The organism is Pseudarthrobacter sp. L1SW (genome assembly GCF_020809045.1).
In the GTDB taxonomy this organism is placed as follows: Bacteria; Actinomycetota; Actinomycetes; order Actinomycetales; family Micrococcaceae; genus Arthrobacter.
Genome location: NZ_CP078079.1, coordinates 2192206 through 2209611, shown reverse-complemented (window position 1 = coordinate 2209611; position 17406 = coordinate 2192206). Strand labels below are relative to the sequence as shown.

The 17406-nt window shown below is 65.8% G+C and carries 21 protein-coding genes and 1 riboswitch; of the genes, 14 read left to right on the top strand and 7 right to left on the bottom strand.

All coding sequences use genetic code 11. The annotated features are described in order from the left end of the window. Positions 1-194, bottom strand: a riboswitch (cyclic di-AMP (ydaO/yuaA leader). A 355-nt stretch (positions 195-549) separates the two neighbouring features. Genes KTR40_RS10120 through KTR40_RS10105 form a run of 4 tightly spaced genes read left to right on the top strand, consistent with a single transcriptional unit; the run spans position 550 to position 3275 of the window. Then, complete coding sequence (locus KTR40_RS10120) at positions 550-1890, top strand: lytic transglycosylase domain-containing protein (RefSeq protein WP_228403542.1); 1341 nt, start codon at positions 550-552, stop codon at positions 1888-1890. 20 nt (positions 1891-1910) lie between these two features. Beyond that, positions 1911-2270, top strand: a complete 360-nt coding sequence (locus KTR40_RS10115; RefSeq protein ID WP_228403541.1) for a TraR/DksA C4-type zinc finger protein — start codon at positions 1911-1913, stop codon at positions 2268-2270. Then, on the top strand, positions 2267-2827 hold the full coding sequence (locus KTR40_RS10110; protein ID WP_139029357.1) for a DNA alkylation repair protein: 561 nt from the start codon (positions 2267-2269) through the stop codon (positions 2825-2827). Before KTR40_RS10115 ends, KTR40_RS10110 begins: the two co-directional genes overlap by 4 nt. Continuing rightward, a complete protein-coding gene (locus KTR40_RS10105; RefSeq protein ID WP_139029356.1) occupies positions 2820-3275 on the top strand; it encodes a DUF1810 domain-containing protein in 456 nt (151 codons plus the stop codon). The genes KTR40_RS10110 and KTR40_RS10105 overlap by 8 nt, the downstream gene beginning before the upstream one ends. A 3-nt stretch (positions 3276-3278) precedes the next feature. Here KTR40_RS10105 and KTR40_RS10100 read toward each other — a convergent pair whose 3' ends face one another. Together KTR40_RS10100 and KTR40_RS10095 are read right to left on the bottom strand one after the other, a co-directional pair. After that, positions 3279-4172, bottom strand: a complete 894-nt coding sequence (locus KTR40_RS10100) for a glucose 1-dehydrogenase (RefSeq protein WP_139029355.1) — start codon at positions 4170-4172, stop codon at positions 3279-3281. Between the two features lie 115 nt (positions 4173-4287). Next, a complete protein-coding gene (locus tag KTR40_RS10095) occupies positions 4288-4794 on the bottom strand; it encodes a metallophosphoesterase (RefSeq protein WP_171058994.1) in 507 nt (168 codons plus the stop codon). A gap of 77 nt (positions 4795-4871) precedes the next feature. Between KTR40_RS10095 and KTR40_RS10090 the strand changes: the two genes are divergently transcribed. Continuing rightward, positions 4872-5069: a DUF1918 domain-containing protein gene (locus tag KTR40_RS10090; protein WP_104999751.1), complete on the top strand. Its 198-nt coding sequence runs from the start codon at positions 4872-4874 to the stop codon at positions 5067-5069. Between the two features lie 71 nt (positions 5070-5140). Then, entirely contained in the window at positions 5141-5644 is a 504-nt protein-coding gene (locus KTR40_RS10085; RefSeq protein ID WP_228403540.1) for an NUDIX domain-containing protein, read from the top strand. On the opposite strand, the gene KTR40_RS10080 is transcribed toward KTR40_RS10085, so the two are convergent. Further along, entirely contained in the window at positions 5641-6318 is a 678-nt protein-coding gene (locus KTR40_RS10080) for an endonuclease/exonuclease/phosphatase family protein (RefSeq protein WP_139029353.1), read from the bottom strand. The two genes, KTR40_RS10085 and KTR40_RS10080, sit on opposite strands and share 4 nt — an antisense overlap. Before the next feature lie 232 nt (positions 6319-6550). On the opposite strand from KTR40_RS10080, the gene KTR40_RS10075 reads away from it, so the two are divergent. From KTR40_RS10075 to KTR40_RS10065, 3 genes are all read left to right on the top strand, one after another. After that, positions 6551-7354, top strand: a complete 804-nt coding sequence (locus KTR40_RS10075) for a thioesterase family protein (protein WP_228403539.1) — start codon at positions 6551-6553, stop codon at positions 7352-7354. Positions 7355-7469: 115 nt separating this feature from the next. Then, positions 7470-8012, top strand: a complete 543-nt coding sequence (locus KTR40_RS10070; RefSeq protein ID WP_139029351.1) for a PadR family transcriptional regulator — start codon at positions 7470-7472, stop codon at positions 8010-8012. A gap of 5 nt (positions 8013-8017) precedes the next feature. Further along, entirely contained in the window at positions 8018-9730 is a 1713-nt protein-coding gene (locus KTR40_RS10065; RefSeq protein ID WP_228403538.1) for an AarF/ABC1/UbiB kinase family protein, read from the top strand. 5 nt (positions 9731-9735) lie between these two features. Here KTR40_RS10065 and KTR40_RS10060 read toward each other — a convergent pair whose 3' ends face one another. Continuing rightward, the gene (locus KTR40_RS10060; RefSeq protein ID WP_139029349.1) at positions 9736-10128 is read right to left on the bottom strand and encodes a DUF2177 family protein; all 393 of its coding nucleotides are present in this window, start codon (positions 10126-10128) and stop codon (positions 9736-9738) included. Positions 10129-10144: 16 nt separating this feature from the next. Here KTR40_RS10060 and KTR40_RS10055 point away from each other — a divergent pair, with 16 nt between their 5' ends. Next, positions 10145-10894 carry a lipoate--protein ligase family protein gene (locus KTR40_RS10055; RefSeq protein WP_228403537.1) on the top strand — a complete coding sequence of 250 codons (750 nt, stop codon included), beginning with the start codon at positions 10145-10147 and terminating at the stop codon, positions 10892-10894. Positions 10895-10914: 20 nt separating this feature from the next. On the opposite strand, the gene KTR40_RS10050 is transcribed toward KTR40_RS10055, so the two are convergent. Next, positions 10915-11172, bottom strand: coding sequence for a mycoredoxin (locus tag KTR40_RS10050; RefSeq protein ID WP_104998100.1), 258 nt, complete (start codon positions 11170-11172; stop codon positions 10915-10917). A 158-nt stretch (positions 11173-11330) separates the two neighbouring features. Between KTR40_RS10050 and KTR40_RS10045 the strand changes: the two genes are divergently transcribed. Beyond that, positions 11331-12074 (top strand): SOS response-associated peptidase, encoded by a 744-nt coding sequence (locus KTR40_RS10045; RefSeq protein ID WP_255708893.1) that lies wholly within the window; start codon positions 11331-11333, stop codon positions 12072-12074. 41 nt (positions 12075-12115) lie between these two features. Here the strand turns inward: KTR40_RS10045 and KTR40_RS10040 are convergent, their stop codons facing one another. Further along, the gene (locus tag KTR40_RS10040) at positions 12116-12538 is read right to left on the bottom strand and encodes a VOC family protein (protein ID WP_228403535.1); all 423 of its coding nucleotides are present in this window, start codon (positions 12536-12538) and stop codon (positions 12116-12118) included. A 19-nt stretch (positions 12539-12557) separates the two neighbouring features. Between KTR40_RS10040 and KTR40_RS10035 the strand changes: the two genes are divergently transcribed. Next, positions 12558-12878 carry a chorismate mutase gene (locus KTR40_RS10035; protein WP_104998094.1) on the top strand — a complete coding sequence of 107 codons (321 nt, stop codon included), beginning with the start codon at positions 12558-12560 and terminating at the stop codon, positions 12876-12878. A 20-nt stretch (positions 12879-12898) separates the two neighbouring features. Here the strand turns inward: KTR40_RS10035 and KTR40_RS10030 are convergent, their stop codons facing one another. Continuing rightward, on the bottom strand, positions 12899-13288 hold the full coding sequence (locus KTR40_RS10030) for a hypothetical protein (protein WP_139029340.1): 390 nt from the start codon (positions 13286-13288) through the stop codon (positions 12899-12901). A gap of 190 nt (positions 13289-13478) precedes the next feature. On the opposite strand from KTR40_RS10030, the gene KTR40_RS10025 reads away from it, so the two are divergent. Together KTR40_RS10025 and KTR40_RS10020 are read left to right on the top strand one after the other, a co-directional pair. After that, a complete protein-coding gene (locus tag KTR40_RS10025) occupies positions 13479-13808 on the top strand; it encodes a DUF6504 family protein (protein ID WP_228403534.1) in 330 nt (109 codons plus the stop codon). Next, positions 13805-17293 (top strand): DNA polymerase III subunit alpha, encoded by a 3489-nt coding sequence (locus KTR40_RS10020; RefSeq protein WP_228403533.1) that lies wholly within the window; start codon positions 13805-13807, stop codon positions 17291-17293. Before KTR40_RS10025 ends, KTR40_RS10020 begins: the two co-directional genes overlap by 4 nt. Positions 17294-17406 lie beyond the last annotated feature (113 nt).

Below are 17406 nucleotides of genomic sequence, written 5' to 3'. Positions count from 1 at the left end.
AGATCGCCTCTCCCATGCCTGCGGGGTGAGCTGTCGGGTTCGGGTTGGAGATACCCGGCCGGGAGCAACTCCGAAAAGGAACGGAGGCGCTAGCGACTTAACCCCAAGGCCTCAAAGAGGCCGTGGAAACTTGGTTCCCCCGTCCCTGCCAGCTGGAAAGCGATTGGTTCCCGGGTCAGCGGCAGGGCTCGGCAAGCTGAGGGGAATGTCCCGCGTGGGAGGGACACCTGAAGACCATAACCCGGCCCGGCTCCGATTGTCACATTTGGGTAACATGCGAGGCTGTCCTCTCGGTTTACGCCATCGAATCGACTCTTCCTTGCTCCTGCGCTGACCTCGGAAGATGCGGGCGGTACGCGAAGGAAGATGGAATCGTCACAGAGTCATAAACCGTGGGGCGGATGACCTTGCCGTGGACCGCCTTTGGAGGTTCCCTTCGTGGCCGGCCCGGGCGCTCAGCTCGGATGTAATGGGGGAGTGTCTCCGCTGTATAACGATGCAGGCCGCTCATCCTTAAAGTGAAGGTTGAGGCCGGTAAGCTTCGGAACTATGTCGCGTTTCGTTACACATGCCCGGCACGTCCTGCCGGGGGTACTGTTGGCTGCCGCCCTCGCCGGCAGTGTTTGGCTGCCTCCCGCCGGCGCGGCAGAAGGCCTTCCGCCTGGTGATTACCCCTCGTGGGAGGACGTGCAGCGGGCCAAGCTGACCGAGGCCGGTACGGCAGCGGAGATCGGTAGGATCACCGGCCTTTTGGACGGGCTGCAGGCGCAGTCGGAGGCGTTGGGCACCGCAGCCGTAGTGTCCGCCGCCGAGTCCGCAGCGGCTGACGCCGTCCTGGCAGCGTCCACCGCAAGGGTAGGGGCCCTGGCGGAACAGGCGGGGCAGGCCAACGCCGAATTCGTCCGCCACAATAGGGACATCGGAGCCTTGGCCGTCCAGTCCTACAAGACCGGCGGCACGAACATGGGGTTCTTCGTGGCGCTGGACGCGATCGAGAACAACAACGTCCACGGGCTCAATCTGGTCCAGCTGGTGGGCGGCAAAACGGCGGGGCTTGTGGACAAGGCCGCCGCCGCGGGGAGGATCACCGCTTCTTTGGCCGACCAGGAGAAGGCCGCCCGGGCCGAGCGTGAACGGCTGGCCGGCGAGGCGGCGGAGAAGCTTGCGGCGGCCCGCTCGGCCCAGGAAGCCATGGCCCGCCAGCTTGCCGAGGAGCAGCAGCGCAGCGAGGAACTGACCGGGCAATTGGCGTCCCTGAAGGGCACGACGGCGGCCGTTGAGGCCGAATTCCGGCGCGGCCAGGCTGCGCTGGCCACATACCAGGCGGCGCAGGACGCGAAGCGGGCGGCGGCCGAGGAAGACGTGCGACGACGGGCGGCCGCAGCCGCCGCGGCGGCAAAGGTGCAACCTTCCGCCGCTCCCGCTCCGGCGCGTCCGGCTCCTGCCCAGCCGGCACCCCCAAACCCTCCAGCCGGTAACCCTGCGCCGGCGAATCCTGCCCCGCCTGCCCCCGCTCCGCCGCCCGCCGCACCGCCCAGCCCGCCCGCCGTCGTCGTTCCCTCTGCTCCTGCAGGTGCGGTCAACGATCCTGCCGGCGCCAAGAGCTACGCCTCGGGCAGGCTGGGGGCCTACGGCTGGGGATCGGACCAGTTCCTCTGCCTTGCCCAGCTGTGGACCAAGGAATCGAACTGGCTGACCACGGCCACCAACCCGTACTCCGGGGCCTACGGCATTCCACAGGCGCTGCCGCCGGGCAAATACTCCAGCGCCGGCAGTGACTGGCTGACCAGCTACCGTACGCAGATCGAGTGGGGCCTGGGTTACATCCGCGAGCGGTACGGCTCCCCGTGCTCGGCGTGGAACCACTCCGTAGCCAAGAACTGGTACTGACACCGCGCTAGGCTTTTCCCATGCCTGATTTCGAAAGGTTCCGCGTCCTCCTCGAGGAGGAACGGAAGCGGAAGGTGGCTCTGCTCCCGGCGCTCCGCGCCGACATTGCCTCGGCCAACTCTGCGCGCCAGGATTCGAACGTTGACGACGAGCACGATCCAGAGGGGTCAACCATTGCGTTCGAGCTGTCCCAGGCTGCTGCGCTGCTGAAGCAAAGCTCCGCCGGCCTTGACCAGGTGGAGGCCGCCCTGGACCGGATAGCTGCCGGCACGTACGGCATCTGCGCGGTCTGCGGGGAAACGATTGCCGAGGGACGGCTGGAGGCCAGGCCCTGGACACCGTTCTGCATCCAGCACGCGGCCACGGGACGAGGGCGATGAGCGGCGCGCCGGACTCGGTCACGGCCGCCGCGGGGTTCATCGACCGCACCCTGCAAAATGAGGGCGCCTGGTACCGCGCGGACGACGTCGAGGCCCGGCTGGGCGGGGTGCTGGCCTCCTACGGATCCTCCGTGGGGGCTGTGCGCGGAACAATCCGGGACGCCTTGCGGAAGTTCAAGGAATTGGACCACGATGCCGTGGTCCTGCTGGCGTCCGCGCTGTGGGGCCGGCCCCAGCCCGGCGGCAGGCCGGTTTTCGAGCGCCGGCTGGCGGCCGTGGTGCTCCTGCAGTCGAGGGCCGGCCTCCTGCTGCACTCCGACCTGACCCGGGTCGAGGGCTTCCTCCGGTCCGCCGGAAGCGCCGAGTTGGTGGATCCCCTGCTGTCCGACGTAGTGTTGCCGCTACTGGCTGGACTGACAGGACGCGACCGGCAGCGGGCAGGGGTGGTCCTTGCGAGGTGGAGCCGGGATCCGGACCAGCGGCTGCGCCGGGCTGCGGCCTTCATTGAGCAGCAATCCAGCCCTGAAACCCCGCACAAAGGAGACAGCTATGAATGATCCCTATGACCTGGAACGCTTCGTGTCAGCCCAGGACAGCGGCGCAGGGGAGGGCGGGACCTTCGGGCAGGCATTGGCTGAGTTGCAGGTGGGCAACAAGACTGGCCACTGGATGTGGTTCATCTTCCCGCAGCTCGCCGGCCTTGGGCAAAGCCCCACCTCCCGGAAGTATGCCATCACATCGCTTGCCGAAGCCCGGGCGTACCTGGAACACGAGGTCCTGGGCCCGCGGCTCCTGGAGTGCGCCCTGGCGCTCACCAACCACGCCGGGCGCACCGCCGAGGACATCCTGGGCGGCATCGACGCCAGGAAGCTGCACTCGTCCATGACCCTGTTCCTCCGCGCGGCGCCCGGCGAAACGGTGTTCAAGACCGTCCTTGCCCAGTTCTTTGACGGCCAGCCGGACGAAGCCACCGACGCCCTGCTTGCGGAGCAGGACCAGGACTGACCGCTACGGTGTGGGGCTGCCGCCATTGACGTTCAGGGTTTCGCCCACCACATAGCTGGACTCCGGTGACGCGAGGAAGACGTAGGCCGGCGCGAGCTCGGCGGGCTGGCCTGCCCGGCCCAGCGGGGTGGACTGCCCGAATTCCGGCAGTTCCTCCTTTGGCTGGCCGCTGCTCACCTGCAGCGGGGTCCAGATGGGCCCCGGGGCCACGGCGTTGACGCGGATGCCCTTGGGGGCCAGTTGCTGCGCCAGCCCCTTGGTGAAGTTGTTGATGCTGGCTTTGGTAGTGGCGTAGTCCAGCAGTGTGGGGGATGGGTTGTACGCCTGGATGGAGGTGGTGTTGATGATGGTGGATCCCGCTGGCATATGCGGGAGGGCGGCTTTCGTCAGCCAGAACATCGCGTACACGTTGGTCTTCTGCGTGTGGTCGAACTGCTCGTCGCTGATGTCGGTCAGCTCCTCCTGCGCCACCTGCTTCCCTGCGTTGTTGACCAGTATGTCCACTCCGCCCAGGACTGCCACGGCGGTGTCCACCACCTCGCGGCAAACGATGGGGTCCTTCAGGTCGCCGGGAACCTTGACGGCCTTGCGCCCGGCCGCCTCGATGATCCCGGCGATGCGGGCAGCATCCTCCTCCTCTTCGGGCAGGTAGGAGAGCACTACGTCGGCGCCCTCCCGGGCGAAAGCTATGGCGGTTGCGGCGCCAATCCCGGAGTCCGCGCCGGTTATGATCGCCTTCCGCCCTTCCAGCCGGCCGGTGCCGCGGTAGGTGTCCTCGCCGAGATCGGCCTTGGGCGTGAGCTCCGCATCCAGCCCCGGCTCGGGCTGGTGCTGCTCGGGCGGCGAAATCTTCCCATAGGCGGTCACTGGATTGCGGAAGGTGTACTGGTCTGTCATGGCGGTCCTCCTGTTGCTCGGTCGGAAGGAAAAGCTAAGCATGCTTACCGTTCCAGCCTAGGCAATAGCGCGTGCCCTGCCAACCCGCTCCCCGCGGACCCTCTTGCGATGCGCCTCAACCGCGGGGAACCTCCACCAGCCGGACCTCGGCCAGCCGGCCGGCATCCACCACGGCCGTCATGTAGGTGCACGCCGGCTGGCGGCGGCGGTCGGTGGGGGAGCCCGGGTTCAGCAGCCGCAGGCCGCGAGGGGTGGTGGTGTCCCAGGGGATGTGGCTGTGGCCAAAGACCAGGACGTCCGCTTCCGGGTACAGCACTTCACAGCGTGCCTCACGTCCCTTTGCCTGGCCGGTTTCGTGGACCATCGCAAAGCGGACGCCCTCGAGGGTGGCCGTTGCGGTTTCCGGGAGCTGCCGGCGCAGTTCGGGGCCGTCGTTGTTTCCGTAAACGCCCAGCAGTGAGCGGCTCCGCTGTTCGAATTCCGCCAGGAGGGATGCCGCCACCCAGTCGCCGGCGTGAAACACCACGTCGGCGCTTTCGACGGCGGACCACAGCTGGGCGGGGAGCGTCCGGGCCCGCTTGGGGACATGGGTATCGGCAACGAGCACAAGGTTCAACGGCATGGCCAAGATCCTGCCATGGCGCGGGCACTTTCCCCGCCGGGGAGGCAGTCGTAATCTGGGGCTGGGAGGTGATTGCCATGGAGGCAACGCAAGGCGACCGCATCATCGTCCATGGAAGGACCGTGGGAGCCACGGACCGGCACGGGGTGATCCTGGAGGTGCGGGGCCAGGGCGGTACGCCGCCCTATCTGGTCCGCTTTGATGACGGACACGAAACCATCATGTATCCCGGTGGTGATTTCGCCGTCGAACGCGGGCATGCGAACCAGGCCTGACTGAGGGCAGGCGTGGCTGACGGCAGACCTGGGAGGTGCACCGCATCCACGGCACCTGTCAGACTGGAGCGATGGATCATTTTTCGGCTTCCACCGCGTCCTCAGCCCCGCCCGTCCGCACCGGTCCCCGGGACCCCGGCGACGCCTGGGTCGAAGGGGACCGCGGCCGCTACTGGGGGCGGTTCGGTGCGGCCGGAGTGCTGGCGTACGATCCGGACAAGGGTGTGCTGCTGCAGCACCGGGCTGTCTGGAGCCACAACGGGGGCACATGGGGGCTGCCCGGCGGGGGGCTCCATCACGGCGAGGAACCCGTCACCGGCGCGCTGCGGGAAGCCTTCGAGGAAGCCGCCGTACCCGCCGGCAATGTCGAGGTACTCTTCACGTCCTTGTTTGACGTCGGTTATTGGTCCTACACCACGGTGGTGGTCCAGGTCAGGGAGCCCTTCGACCCGGTGATCAGTGATCCGGAAAGCCTCGAATTGCGGTGGGTGCCCCTGCCCGACGTGGCAGCGCTGGAACTGCACCCGGGTTTCGAGGCATCCTGGCCCGCCCTGCGCGAACGGCTCGGAGCCTAGTAGTCCGGACCGTACTCGGCGTGGACCAGGATGGGGAGGTGGTCCGAGTTTCCGCGGGGAAGCGTTTCGACGCTTTCGATGTCCAGGCCCAGCGACGTCGCAAAATCGAAGTGGCCCTTGAACACCTTGTACCGGGTGTAGGTGCGCCTGTTGCTGAGCGACAGGGCATAGCCGGAATTCTTCATGTGCATGTCCAGGTTCTTCGTGAAGAACGGATAGTTGAAGTCTCCCACCATGAGGGTCATCAGGCCCTTGCCCATGCTGAGCAGCTCAGCGTGGGCGGCGTGGATCTGCTTCCGCCGCAGCGAGTTCGACGCCGTGAGGGGCGCGGCGTGGAACGAGCCGATGACCAGTTCATGCTGCGTCTCGTTGTCCATCACCCGGGTGCCGATCAGGCGTTCGTGGGCCGGGGCCAGGACCCGGTCATGCATTGACTTCTTGAGCGCGAACGACTGGGTGTCCAAGGCAGTGAAGCGGCTCATGCGGTAATAAATGGCGAGCCCCAGCCGGTTACCTTTCGTGGCATCCGCCAGGTGGAGCGGCCCCAGCGTTTCGGGGAGGTCGCTGGAATCCACCTCCTGGAGGCAGAGCGCATCAATGTCATGGTTCCGCGCCAGTGCGAGGAGTTCACCGCTCGCCTTGTGCTTGCGGAGGTTGTAGCTGATGACACGCATGGAACACCTCTTCCGAGGGTTGCTGACAGGACCAGTTCCTGAGTCTAGTCGGATGAATCCTGTCAGGCTCCAACATTTCGCCGCGTCCGGCGAAGTCCCCCCGGTCGGTGGTCCAGTGCGGCGGTTCCGGCGGGGCCCGCGCAGCCGACCGGTGGAGTGGCCCAGACCGGCCCCCGGCAGACGGCAGATAGAGTTAAGACCAATTCACTGAGTATGACCGGAGGGGCCCGCGTTGACTGCAGACTTGCCTGAACTGGCCGAGGGAAGCTTCTACTACCAGGACCTGGGCGGGGGACGCTTCTGTTCCACCATCCATGCCCAGGGCGCCTGGAACGTGCATGAACAGCACATGGCGCCTGCGTCAGGCCTGATGGCGGACAGCCTGGAACGGCATGAGCCCCGGGATGACATGCGGATGGCGCGGATCAGCTACGAGATCCTGGGCCTCATCCCGGGCGGCGCCTTCCACATCGAAACCACCACCCTGCGGCCGGGGAAGACCATCGAACTCCTCCAGGCGGAACTGGTGGCGGGCGGGCGGACGGCGATCCGCGCCACCGCGTGGCGGCTGGCCACCAGCGATACCACGGGCGTGGCGGCCATCGAGGACAGCCCAATTCCCGGTCCGGAGGACTGCAAGCCCTACGACGGCGCGTCCGTCTGGCCGGGCGGCTACATCCGCTCGCTCGAAATGCGGGTGGCGGAAGGGCACCGCCCGGGTGCCGGGAAGGTATGGCTCCGGACGGAGCACCCTCTGACGGACCGCGCCAACAGCGGCGACCTTGCCCGGCTGATGGGAATGGTGGACACGGCCAACGGCATCGCGGCGCGGGTTCCCCCGGGCAAGGACAGCTACGCCTTCCCTAACCTGGACCTGCAGATCCACATGTACCGCCGCCCCGAAGGGGAATGGCTGGGCCTGGACAACGCCGTGTCGTTCGGCGGGGACGGGATTGGCCTGACGTCCACCGTGCTGCACGACCTCAAGGGTCCGTTCGGGCGTGCGGAGCAGATCCTCACGATCCGCAGGACCTGACGCTGCCGCCCAGACCGGCGCCCCGGCTGCGGACGGATCCTGGGTACCCCTAGCTCTTGGCCTGTGTCGTTGAGTATCGTTGTATATCGTTCACGATTCACAGGAGGGCAACATCATGCGTGGTCCGTATCCATCCGGTGGCTTCGGGGGGAGCAATATTGACGGCATGTGGCAGGCCGTCGAGGAACTGCGTTCGCGGTTCGAAAAGCGTGCGGGAACCCGCGCCGGCAAAGGGGAGGTCCGCGCTGCCGTACTGGCCCTGCTGGCGGAGCGGCCAATGCACGGCTACCAGATCATCCGCGAAATCGAGGAGCGCAGCAACGGCAGCTGGAAGCCAAGCGCCGGCTCCGTCTATCCCACACTGCAGCTGCTCGCGGACGAGGGCACCATCAGTTCCGAGGAGTCCAACGGCCGCAAGATCTATTCGCTGACCGAGGCCGGCCGTGAGGAAGTGGCGCACGACCATGCCGCGGCGGCCCCCTGGGAATCAGTGGGCTCCCAGGCCGGCGGTTTTGCTGCCCTGCCCAAGGCGGGCGTGGAACTGGCCCAGGCGGCCGCCCAGGTTGGCCGTACGGGTTCACCGGAACAGGTGCGGCAGGCGGTGGCAGTGCTCGACGAGGCACGGCGCCGGCTCTACTCGATCCTCGCCCAGGACTGACGCGGGTGGCGCCTGTCCACCGGGACCGTCCCGCCCCGGTACCCGGCGCCGGAGACACCCGTGCCCGCTACCGCCGTATCCTTCGCTTTGCCGCGTGGAACCTGGCGGTGACGTGGTGGTTTGAGCTTTTCCTCCCGCGGATCGGACTTGCCCGCATCGCCGGACGGACACGTTCGCAACGGATGCAGGGCTTCGCCCGGAAATTCCGCCTGCTGGCGGTGGAACTGGGCGGTCTGATGATCAAGGTGGGACAGTTCCTGTCCTCCAGGCTCGACGTCCTTCCGCCGGAGATCACCAAGGAGCTTGAGGGCCTGCAGGACGAGGTTCCCCCGGTTCCGTTTCCCGCGATCCGCGCCCTTGCGGAGCAGGAACTCGGGGCACCGCTTGAGCAGGTGTTCGCCTTCGTGGAGGAAACACCGGTCGCGGCGGCCTCGCTGGGGCAGGCGCACCGCGCCCGCCTCCTGCCTGCCGACGCCGCCGATACCGGACTCGCCGATGTGGTGCTGAAGGTGCAGCGCCCGGGCATCCAGGACATTGTCGACGTCGACCTGGCGGCCCTGCGCAAGGTGGGAGGATGGCTCAGCCGCATCCGTATGGTTTCCAGCCGGGCGGACGTCCCGGCCTTGGTCGAGGAGTTCGCTCAGACAAGCTTCGAGGAGATCGACTACCTTCACGAGGCGGTAAATGCCGAGCGCTTCGACGCCGGGTTTGCCGGTGACGGCAGGGTCAGCGTGCCCCGCGTCGCGTGGGAGCGGACAACCCGGCGCGTCCTTACCCTCGAAGATGTCACGGCCATCAAGATCACCGAGGCCAGGGCGCTCCGTGCCGCCGGCATCGATCCGGCCGAAGTGGCCCCGGTGTTCGCGTCAGTCATGTTCGACCAGCTGTTTACCACCGGCTTCTTCCACGCGGACCCGCACCCGGGCAACATTTTCGTCACCCCGGTTTCCACCGGCTCCGGGGAACACCCCTGGAAACTGACGTTCATCGACTTCGGCATGATGGGCGAGGTCACCGCCTCCACGCGCAGCGGATTGAGGAAGCTCCTGATTGCGGCCGCCGCCCGGGACGGCAAGGGGCTGGTGGCGGCGATCAACGACGTCGGCGTATTGGTGCCGTCGGCTGACAGGCAGGAGCTGGAAAGGGCCATGATCCACCTGTTCGCCCGCTTCGGCGGGATGGGGTTCGCTGAACTCCGTGAAGTGGATCCCAAGGAATTCCGCGATTTCGCCGTGGAGTTCGGTGACGTGGTCCGCTCCCTGCCGTTCCAGCTCCCGGAGAATTTCCTGCTGATCATCCGGGCGATGTCTCTGACGTCCGGAGTCTGCAGCTCGCTTGATGAACGTTTCAACCTGTGGGACTCGGTGGAACCGTACGCGGCCCGGCTGCTGCGTGACGAGCGCGGCAACCTTGTGCAGGACGCGGCCCAACAGGCCGTCGAGGCCGCGGCGATCGCCCTGCGCCTGCCGAAACGCCTGGACGCCCTGGCGAGCCGCCTCGAGGAAGGGTCCCTCGCGGTGGCCAATCCCCGCCTTGAGCGGCAGCTCGCCCGGCTGGACCGCAGGGCCCGGCGCTCGGCGTCGGCCCTTGTTTTTGCTGCCCTGCTCGTCGCCGGCGCCGTGGTGCGGGCAGACGACCTTGTCCTGGGCAACGTCCTCATGGCCGGTTCAGTGGTCCCGCTGCTGCACGGGCTTTGGGCAGGCCGCCGCGGCCTGTGACGGCGTCAGGTGCGTCCCTGGAAAACAAGCCAGCCGGCAACCGTGGACAGTCCGGTGAGCAGGGCGCCCCACAGCATGTCCACCACGATCAGTTGCAGCGGCCACACCTTCAAAGTGGCGGCGTTGGTGAGGTCATACGTCGCGTAGGCAAAGGCGCCCAACGCCGCACCATAACCCAGGGCTGTCAGCCAGCTGCCGCCGTCGAGCGCGGGACGAAGGGCGAAAAACACAATCCCGGCGATGTAAATGGCATAGAAGGCCACGGCGTAACCTAAGTGTGGTTTGTCCGCCAGCAGCTCGCCGATGTGGCTGCGGTAAAAGGGGTTCATCAGTTTGAGCCAGACGGCGTCAAGCGCCGCGAAGGCGGCGGCAACCACGAGGAACTGCAATATGACCATAGGGGAGCATAGCAACATGAACGACGACGCTCCGGGACCCCGCACGCTGACCGTTGTGCGGCAGGAGAAGTCGCTGGGCGCCGGCCGTGACCTGGAGTTCGGCCTGGAACTGCTCGCAAGGGTCAAGGAGGGGGACCTGGGCCCGACGCTCAGGCTTTACCGGCCCGCTCCCACTGTCGCCTTTGGCCAGCGTGACACGCGGTTGCCGGGGTTTGAAGCGGCAGCGCAGGCGTGCCGGGCCAATGGCTTCGAACCCCTGGTCCGCAGGGCCGGGGGTCGGGCGGCCGCCTACCACGAGGGGACCCTGGTGGTGGACCATCTTGAACCGGACGCCGATGCCATAGCCGGTTCAAAAACCAGGTTCAGCTACTTCGGGGACCTGTTTGCCCAGGTGCTGCGCAGCGTCGGCGTCCAAGCGGCGGTAGGCGAGATTCCCGGTGAATACTGCCCCGGCGAGTTCAGCGTGCACGGGACAGACCCGGCTGACGGCCGCCACCAGGTCAAGCTGGTGGGCACGGCGCAGCGCGTGGTGGCCGGCGGCTGGCTGTTCAGTTCCGTCATTGTGGTGGAAAATTCCGCGCCCATCCGCAAAGTGCTGACGGACAGCTATGCCGCGCTGGGACTGGACTGGAATCCCTCAACCGCGGGGGCGGTGGACGACCTGGTCCCCGGCGTGGACGTTGCCGCAGTGGAAGATGCGCTTCTTGCCACCTACGCGGGCCACGCCGTCCTGCAGTCCGCTTCCTTCAGCGGCCTGGGGGCATGACCCGCGCCATGGCTTAGGGCCTACGCTGCGAGGCGGGTCTTGACCTCGGCTGCGGAAGGGTTGGTGGCCGCGGTGCCGTCCGGGAAGAGGACGGTGGGCACCGTGCGGTTGCCGCCGTTAAGCTGCTCCACGAGTTCGGCAGTGCCTTCCACTTCTTCGATGTTGATCTCGGTGTAGCCGATGCCCTGTGCATCCAGCTGCTTCTTCAAACGGTTGCAATAGCCGCACCAGGTGGTGGAAAACATGGTGATGGTGCCGGAGTCGGGAGTGAAATCCACGGAGCTCTCCTCTGTGTCGATGACGGGTTCGTTCCTGTCAACGGTAACGTGGCGGCCTGTATTCCCCGGCAAACACCGGCCGCAGGCCCTTCACATGTCCTTCGGATGACACCACCTGGTGCCGATGGCATGCTGGAGCCATGTGTGGACGCTATGTGATGGCACGTGCCGTGGGGGACCTGCTTGCCGAGTTCGACGCCGAGCTGGAGGACGAGGTGAGCATCCCGCCATCGTGGAATGTGGCGCCGACCGATGACGTGCCCATCGTCCTGGAACGCCTGGTGAATGACGGGCCGGCGGCCAGGCAGGTCCGCCAGCTCCACGTTGCCCGGTGGGGGCTGGTCCCGTCCTGGGCCAAGGACCCGGGCATCGGCTCGCGGATGATCAACGCCCGCAGTGAGTCCGTCCTTGAAAAGCCGGCGTTCCGGAAGGCCGTCCAGTCGCGGCGCTGTGCCGTCCCGGCGGATGGATACTACGAATGGAAGCAGGGGCCGGGAAAGTCCAAGCAGCCGTACTACGTGCATCCCGGCGAGGGGAAGGGGCTGGTCTTCGCAGGGCTCTACGAGTGGTGGAAGGACCCTGCATGGCCGGCGGGGGAGCCGGGCGGCTGGATGCTTTCCACCTCCATCCTCACCGCTGACACCCCGCCGCCGGGCAGCGAGTCAACGGTGTTCGGGAAGCTGACGGCCTTGCACGACCGCGTGCCGCTTCCCATGGACAAAGCAACGATGCAGGCGTGGCTTGACCCCGCCGCCGACGACGCCGCCGGCCTGGTGGACCTGGTGCGGGCGGGGGTCAAGGACGTGGCGGCGGACTGGCGCGTGGACTCGGTGGGCAAAGAGGTCGGCAACGTGCGGAACAACGGGCCGGAACTCATCCGGCCCGTGGAGGCACTCTTCTAGCACTCCGGCTCTAGCACTCCGGCGCGGGCCGGTGGCAGGCGCTAAACGGTGACCGCGCCGTCGTCGTCCACTCTCCACGTGGGGTTGTACGCAACCTCCCAGCGGAAGCCGTCAGGATCGGCGAAATATCCGCTGTACCCGCCCCACGGCTGGGTGATGGGCTCCGCGATGATGGCAGCCCCGGCTGCGGCGGCTTCTTCCATGACCCGGTCCACGTCCTCCGTGGAGGGAAGGTTGTGGCTGAGCGTGATGCAGGGGACCGGCCCGGGCGGGCTCACACCGGCGTCGGCCTGCATCTGGCGCACGTCCCACAGGGACAGCACCAAACCATGGTTCACCTGGATAAACACGACATCCCCCGCAAGCTCGCGGTGGACCGGCCAACCAAGGCCGTCCACATAGAACGCACGGGAAGCGGAAACGCTGCGGACACCTAGTGAGATGAAGTCGACTCTGGGCTGCATGCTTCGATACTGTCAGACGATGGCGACAATTCAAGGAAACGATAGAGATGCTTTGGCCGACAAGGAACAGCTCGCTGCCGTCCGGATTGCTGTTGACGAGGTGGATGACCAGATTGTCACCCTCATCGCCCGCCGCGAACGGCTGATCCGGATCGCCGGAACCCTCAAAGGCGATGACGCCGAGGTCCGTGCCCCCGGCCGCGTGGAACGGATCATTGAGCATGTCCGCTCGGCTGCGGAGAAAAAAGACATAGACCCGGACATTGTTGAGTCCACGTACCGGGCAATGATCTCCGGCTTCATCGAACTCGAAATGCGGGTCCACAAAGGGAACAGCTGAGCTGCCCCAAGCCTGGAAATTTACAGGTTTTCCTCCACCGGAACCCCGGACTGGAATTCCCGGCCGTCCGCCTCGCTGAAGGCTGACATCACATGCCCCTGGCCAAGGCCGTTAATGGCCGTGCGCGGAAACTGTCCCGTGATCCTGTTCTCCGAGTGGGTCACCCCGGCAAGGTCATAGTTTTCTTCGAGGCCCTGTTCCCGGTTGAACGAGTAGAACGCAATGGCCTCCCCATTCATGAACTCAATGCATAGCCGCCGTTGTGTTGAATAGTCGGGAGTGGCCCCGACCAGTCCCACCACGTATGCGCCCGATCCCGGAATGGCTCCGTCAATATCGAACGTTGCCACGAGGGTGGAGTCCTGGGCCTGAATCATTGCCTGCTTGAGGAGTGCGTCATCGGTACTCATGGCACAATCCTGCTCCCTGCCGTTCGGTCCGTCCACCCCCGTTTGGGTAGGAAACGGAAAGCGGCGTCGGGATGGCAGGACCTCCCTGGAGGGGGCTGGAGGGTTTTCTATGCACAGGACCCGCCCCCGCGCTAGACTGGAAGTGTTCGAACAAGTATTCGAATAAACCAGTTTGGATCCGGGAGGCGCCATGGGCATGTTCAGCCAATCCGTGGACGTCGAGTGCACAGCCGAGGGCGTACCGCAGCGACTCCTGTGGGCGGGCCTTTCCTATGCCGTGTGCGCTGAGCCGGTGCGCTGGTATGAACGCAGGCAATGGTGGACGGAGGAAAGCCGCGCGCCGCTTGGCAGCGGCCCCGGACTGGTGGACCACGAAATCTGGCGCGTCCAGGTGCTGCCTGACCACCCCGTCGGTGGAGGCCAGGAAGAGCCCTTGACCCTCGACCTCACCCGGCATATCCAGAGCGGCCGCTGGCGGCTGCTGCGGATCCATGACGCACTCCGGCCCAGGACAGCATGAGCTTCACCCATCTTCACGTCTCCACAGCCTTCAGCGCGCACTATGGCGTTTCCTGGCCGGAGGAACTGGCGCAGGCCGCCGCTGCCGACGATGCAACAGCGCTTGCCTGCACCGACCGGGACGGTTTGTACGGAACCATCAAACACCTCAAGGCCTGCATGGAAGCGGGCATCGATCCCATAGTGGGGGTTGACCTTGCGGTCTTTGACGACGACGGCGACCACCGCACGCAGCTTGCCGGCAGGGTGGTGGTGCTGGCCCGGGGCAACAACAACGGGGCGGGGTACCGCGCACTCTGCAGGCTGATTTCGGATGCCCATGCCCGCACCTCCGGTAAATCCGGGGGCACGGTTCCAGTCGCCGTGACTAGGGCCGAACTCGCCTCCCGAACCCTCGATCCCCACACCCTGAAACCGGTGTTGACTGTCCTGATCGGGCCTGATTCCGACGTCGGACGCGCCATGGGCGGACGGCGCTACCTTCGTCCGCGCACCCTGTTCAAGCAATGGGTGGACGCCATGCCCGCAGGCACGCTGGTTGCCGAGATTGTTTCCCAGCTCAGCGCACCGGGAAAGCCCCTGAGTACCGCCCATGCGGTCCGCATGCTCAAGCTGGCAGAGGAACACCATGTTCCTGCCATCCTGACCAACGCCGTCCGGTACTGCGCGGCAGACGGAGCACCCACCGCCGATGTGCTCGACTCAGCCCGCACCCTGAAATCCCTGCCGGAACTCGCGGAAGAGCCCCTGCTGCAGCCAACAGGCCAGGGGTGGCTTAAATCCTCCGCGGAGATGCTCCGCCTGGGCCAGGAGATCATTTCAGCGGCAGGTTATGGCGCAGCGGACCTCAAGCAGCTGATGGCGCAGACCGAGGCGCTCGCGGACCTCTGCAGGATTGATCCGGTCACGGACATGGGGTGGAAGCAGCCGGTGGTGCCGGAGGCCTCAGTCATCGGGATCAGCCAGGATCCGCACCTTGAACTGGTCCAGCGGTGCCAGGCTGGAATCAGCAGGCGGTTCCCGGGAATCACCGGTGCTGAAGGGGCGGAGATGCATGCCCGGCTGGAGCATGAACTTGGCATCATCCGGAACCTCGGTTTTTCCTCCTACTTCCTGACTGTTGCGGAGGTGTCCCGCATGATCCAGGAAATGGGGGTGCGGGCAGCAGCCCGGGGATCCGGCGCCTCAAGCCTGGTCAATTACCTGATCGACGTCAGCCAGGTGAACCCCCTGCAGCACGACCTGATTTTCGAACGCTTCCTTTCGCAGGACCGGGCAACCCTTCCGGACATTGATATCGACGTCGAAAGCGCGGAGCGGCACAACGTCTACCGCCGGATTTTCGAGCGCTTTGGTGCCGAGCGGGTAACCCTGATGAGCATGCAGAACGGCTACCGTGCCCGGGGCGCCGTCAGGGATGCCGGAATGGCGCTGGGCATGGATGACGGGGAAGTGGGGGAGATCGCTAAACAGTTGTGGCGCTTCTCTGCCCGGAACTTCCGTGAAGCGCTCCAGGAAAAACCTGAACTCCGGGAGTTCGCCGGCCGGGTGGAACAGCGGGATCTGGACGGAAACCAGCAGCTTGACCTGCTGGTGGACCTGACGGAACGCCTGGACCGGCTGCCCCGCCATATCTCCATGCATCCCTGCGGCGTGATCCTTGGCGACGCAACCCTGCTTGACCGCACTCCTGTGCAACCCAGCGGACTTGGCCTGCCCATGAGCCAGTTCGATAAGCACGACATGGATCCCATGGGCATGCTCAAGCTTGATGTCCTGGGGGTCCGGATGCAGAGCGCCATGGCTTTTGCCGTGCGGGAAGTCATCCGCATCCACCCCTCCAAGGAACAAGTGGTGGCAGCTGGAAAGCATTCATCCGGTTCTGACGGGACCGGTCCTGACTACATTGCTGACAACGGGCACATCGACCTCAACGCCGTACCCCTGGATGATGAAGCAACCTTTGAACTGATCAGGAGCACCCACACCCTGGGCTGCTTCCAGATCGAATCGCCCGGGCAGCGGGAGCTCATCGGCAAGATGGCACCCCGGGAATTCAACGACCTGATCATTGATATTTCACTGTTCCGCCCCGGCCCCATGAAGTCGGACATGGTGCGGCCCTTCCTTGAGCACCGGCACGGGTTTGCGCCCGAGGTCTACCCGCACCCCCTCCTGAAACCGGTACTTCAGGAAACCCACGGGGTGACCGTGTTCCACGAACAGATCCTGCGGACACTGGACGTGATGACCGGGTGCGGCCTTGCCAAGGCCGATGAATTCCGCCGGGCACTCAGCAGCGAGGCGGGGGTGTCCCGGGTGGAGGAGTATTTCCGAATGCATGCCAAGGCAAAGGGCTTCCAGCCCGATGTCGTGGACAAAGTCTGGGAAACCCTGAAGTCCTTTGCCAGCTTCGGTTTCTGCAAAGCCCACGGGGCGGCCTTCGCCGTACCCACGTACCAGTCGGCCTGGCTGAAGGCGCACCATCCCGAAGCGTTCCTGGCCGGCCTGTGGGAACACGATCCCGGCATGTACCCCAAAAGGCTGCTGGTTGCGGAAGCCCGGCGCCTGGGCATCCCGATCCTTCCGTTGGACATCAACCGCAGCAAGGCAGAATACCGGGTGGAACGGGTGGAGGAAGGCCCGGATGCGGGAAAGCTGGGAATCAGGCTAAGCCTGAACGGCATTTACGGACTGTCCGCAACAGAACTGAAGCGGATCGTCGCCGGCCAGCCCTTTGACTCGCTCGCAGACCTGCGGGCACGTTCCAGGGTCAGCAAGCCCAGCATCAAGCGGCTGGCCCAGCTGGGCGCTTTTGATTCCCTTCACCGGGAGTCGGGCGGCAACGCCAACCGCGCGGACCTTGTCCACCACCTTCAGAAGCTCCAGGTGTCCAGCAGCGGACGGAAAGGCGTGGAGGTGATTGAGGGGCAGCTGTCCCTGCCTTTGGGGGATGTTGAACTGCGCAACGTCAAACCGGGTCTGCCGGCGCCTACCCTGGTGGAAAACGTCCGGGCCGAACTCGACCTCATGGCTGTTGATGTCAGCAGCCACCTGATGGACAGCCACCGGCCGATGCTCAACAGGCTGGGAGTCGTCACGGCGGACAAGCTCCTCGGCCTGCGGAACGGGACGGAGGTATTGGTGGCGGGGGTGCGCGTGGCAACCCAGACACCGCCCATGCGGGGCGGCCGAAGGGTGGTGTTCATCAGTATCGACGACGGCACCGGCTGCATCGATTCGGTCTTCTTCCATGAAGCCCAGGAAAAGGCGGGAATGCTCCTCTTTGGAACCCGCCTGCTCCTGATCCGTGGCACTACCAGGCGGACCGGCCCGCGGGGGATCAGCCTGAGCGCAAGCATGGCCTGGGACCTGAGCCGCACCGAAACCTTGCCGTTCCAGGAGTCCACAGCGCAGGAACCGGAGGCGCAACACCCCTTGGACGGAATCACCAGGACCCTCGCCATCACGGGATTCGGCGGCTGATCCTCCCGTGCGCCGCGTTGGTCGGGCCTCAGCGGAACCGATAGCATTGACGATGGCTGGCTGTGGTCCCCGTATGCCACAAGCTATGAAGCCTTAACTTTGAATAGGAGACA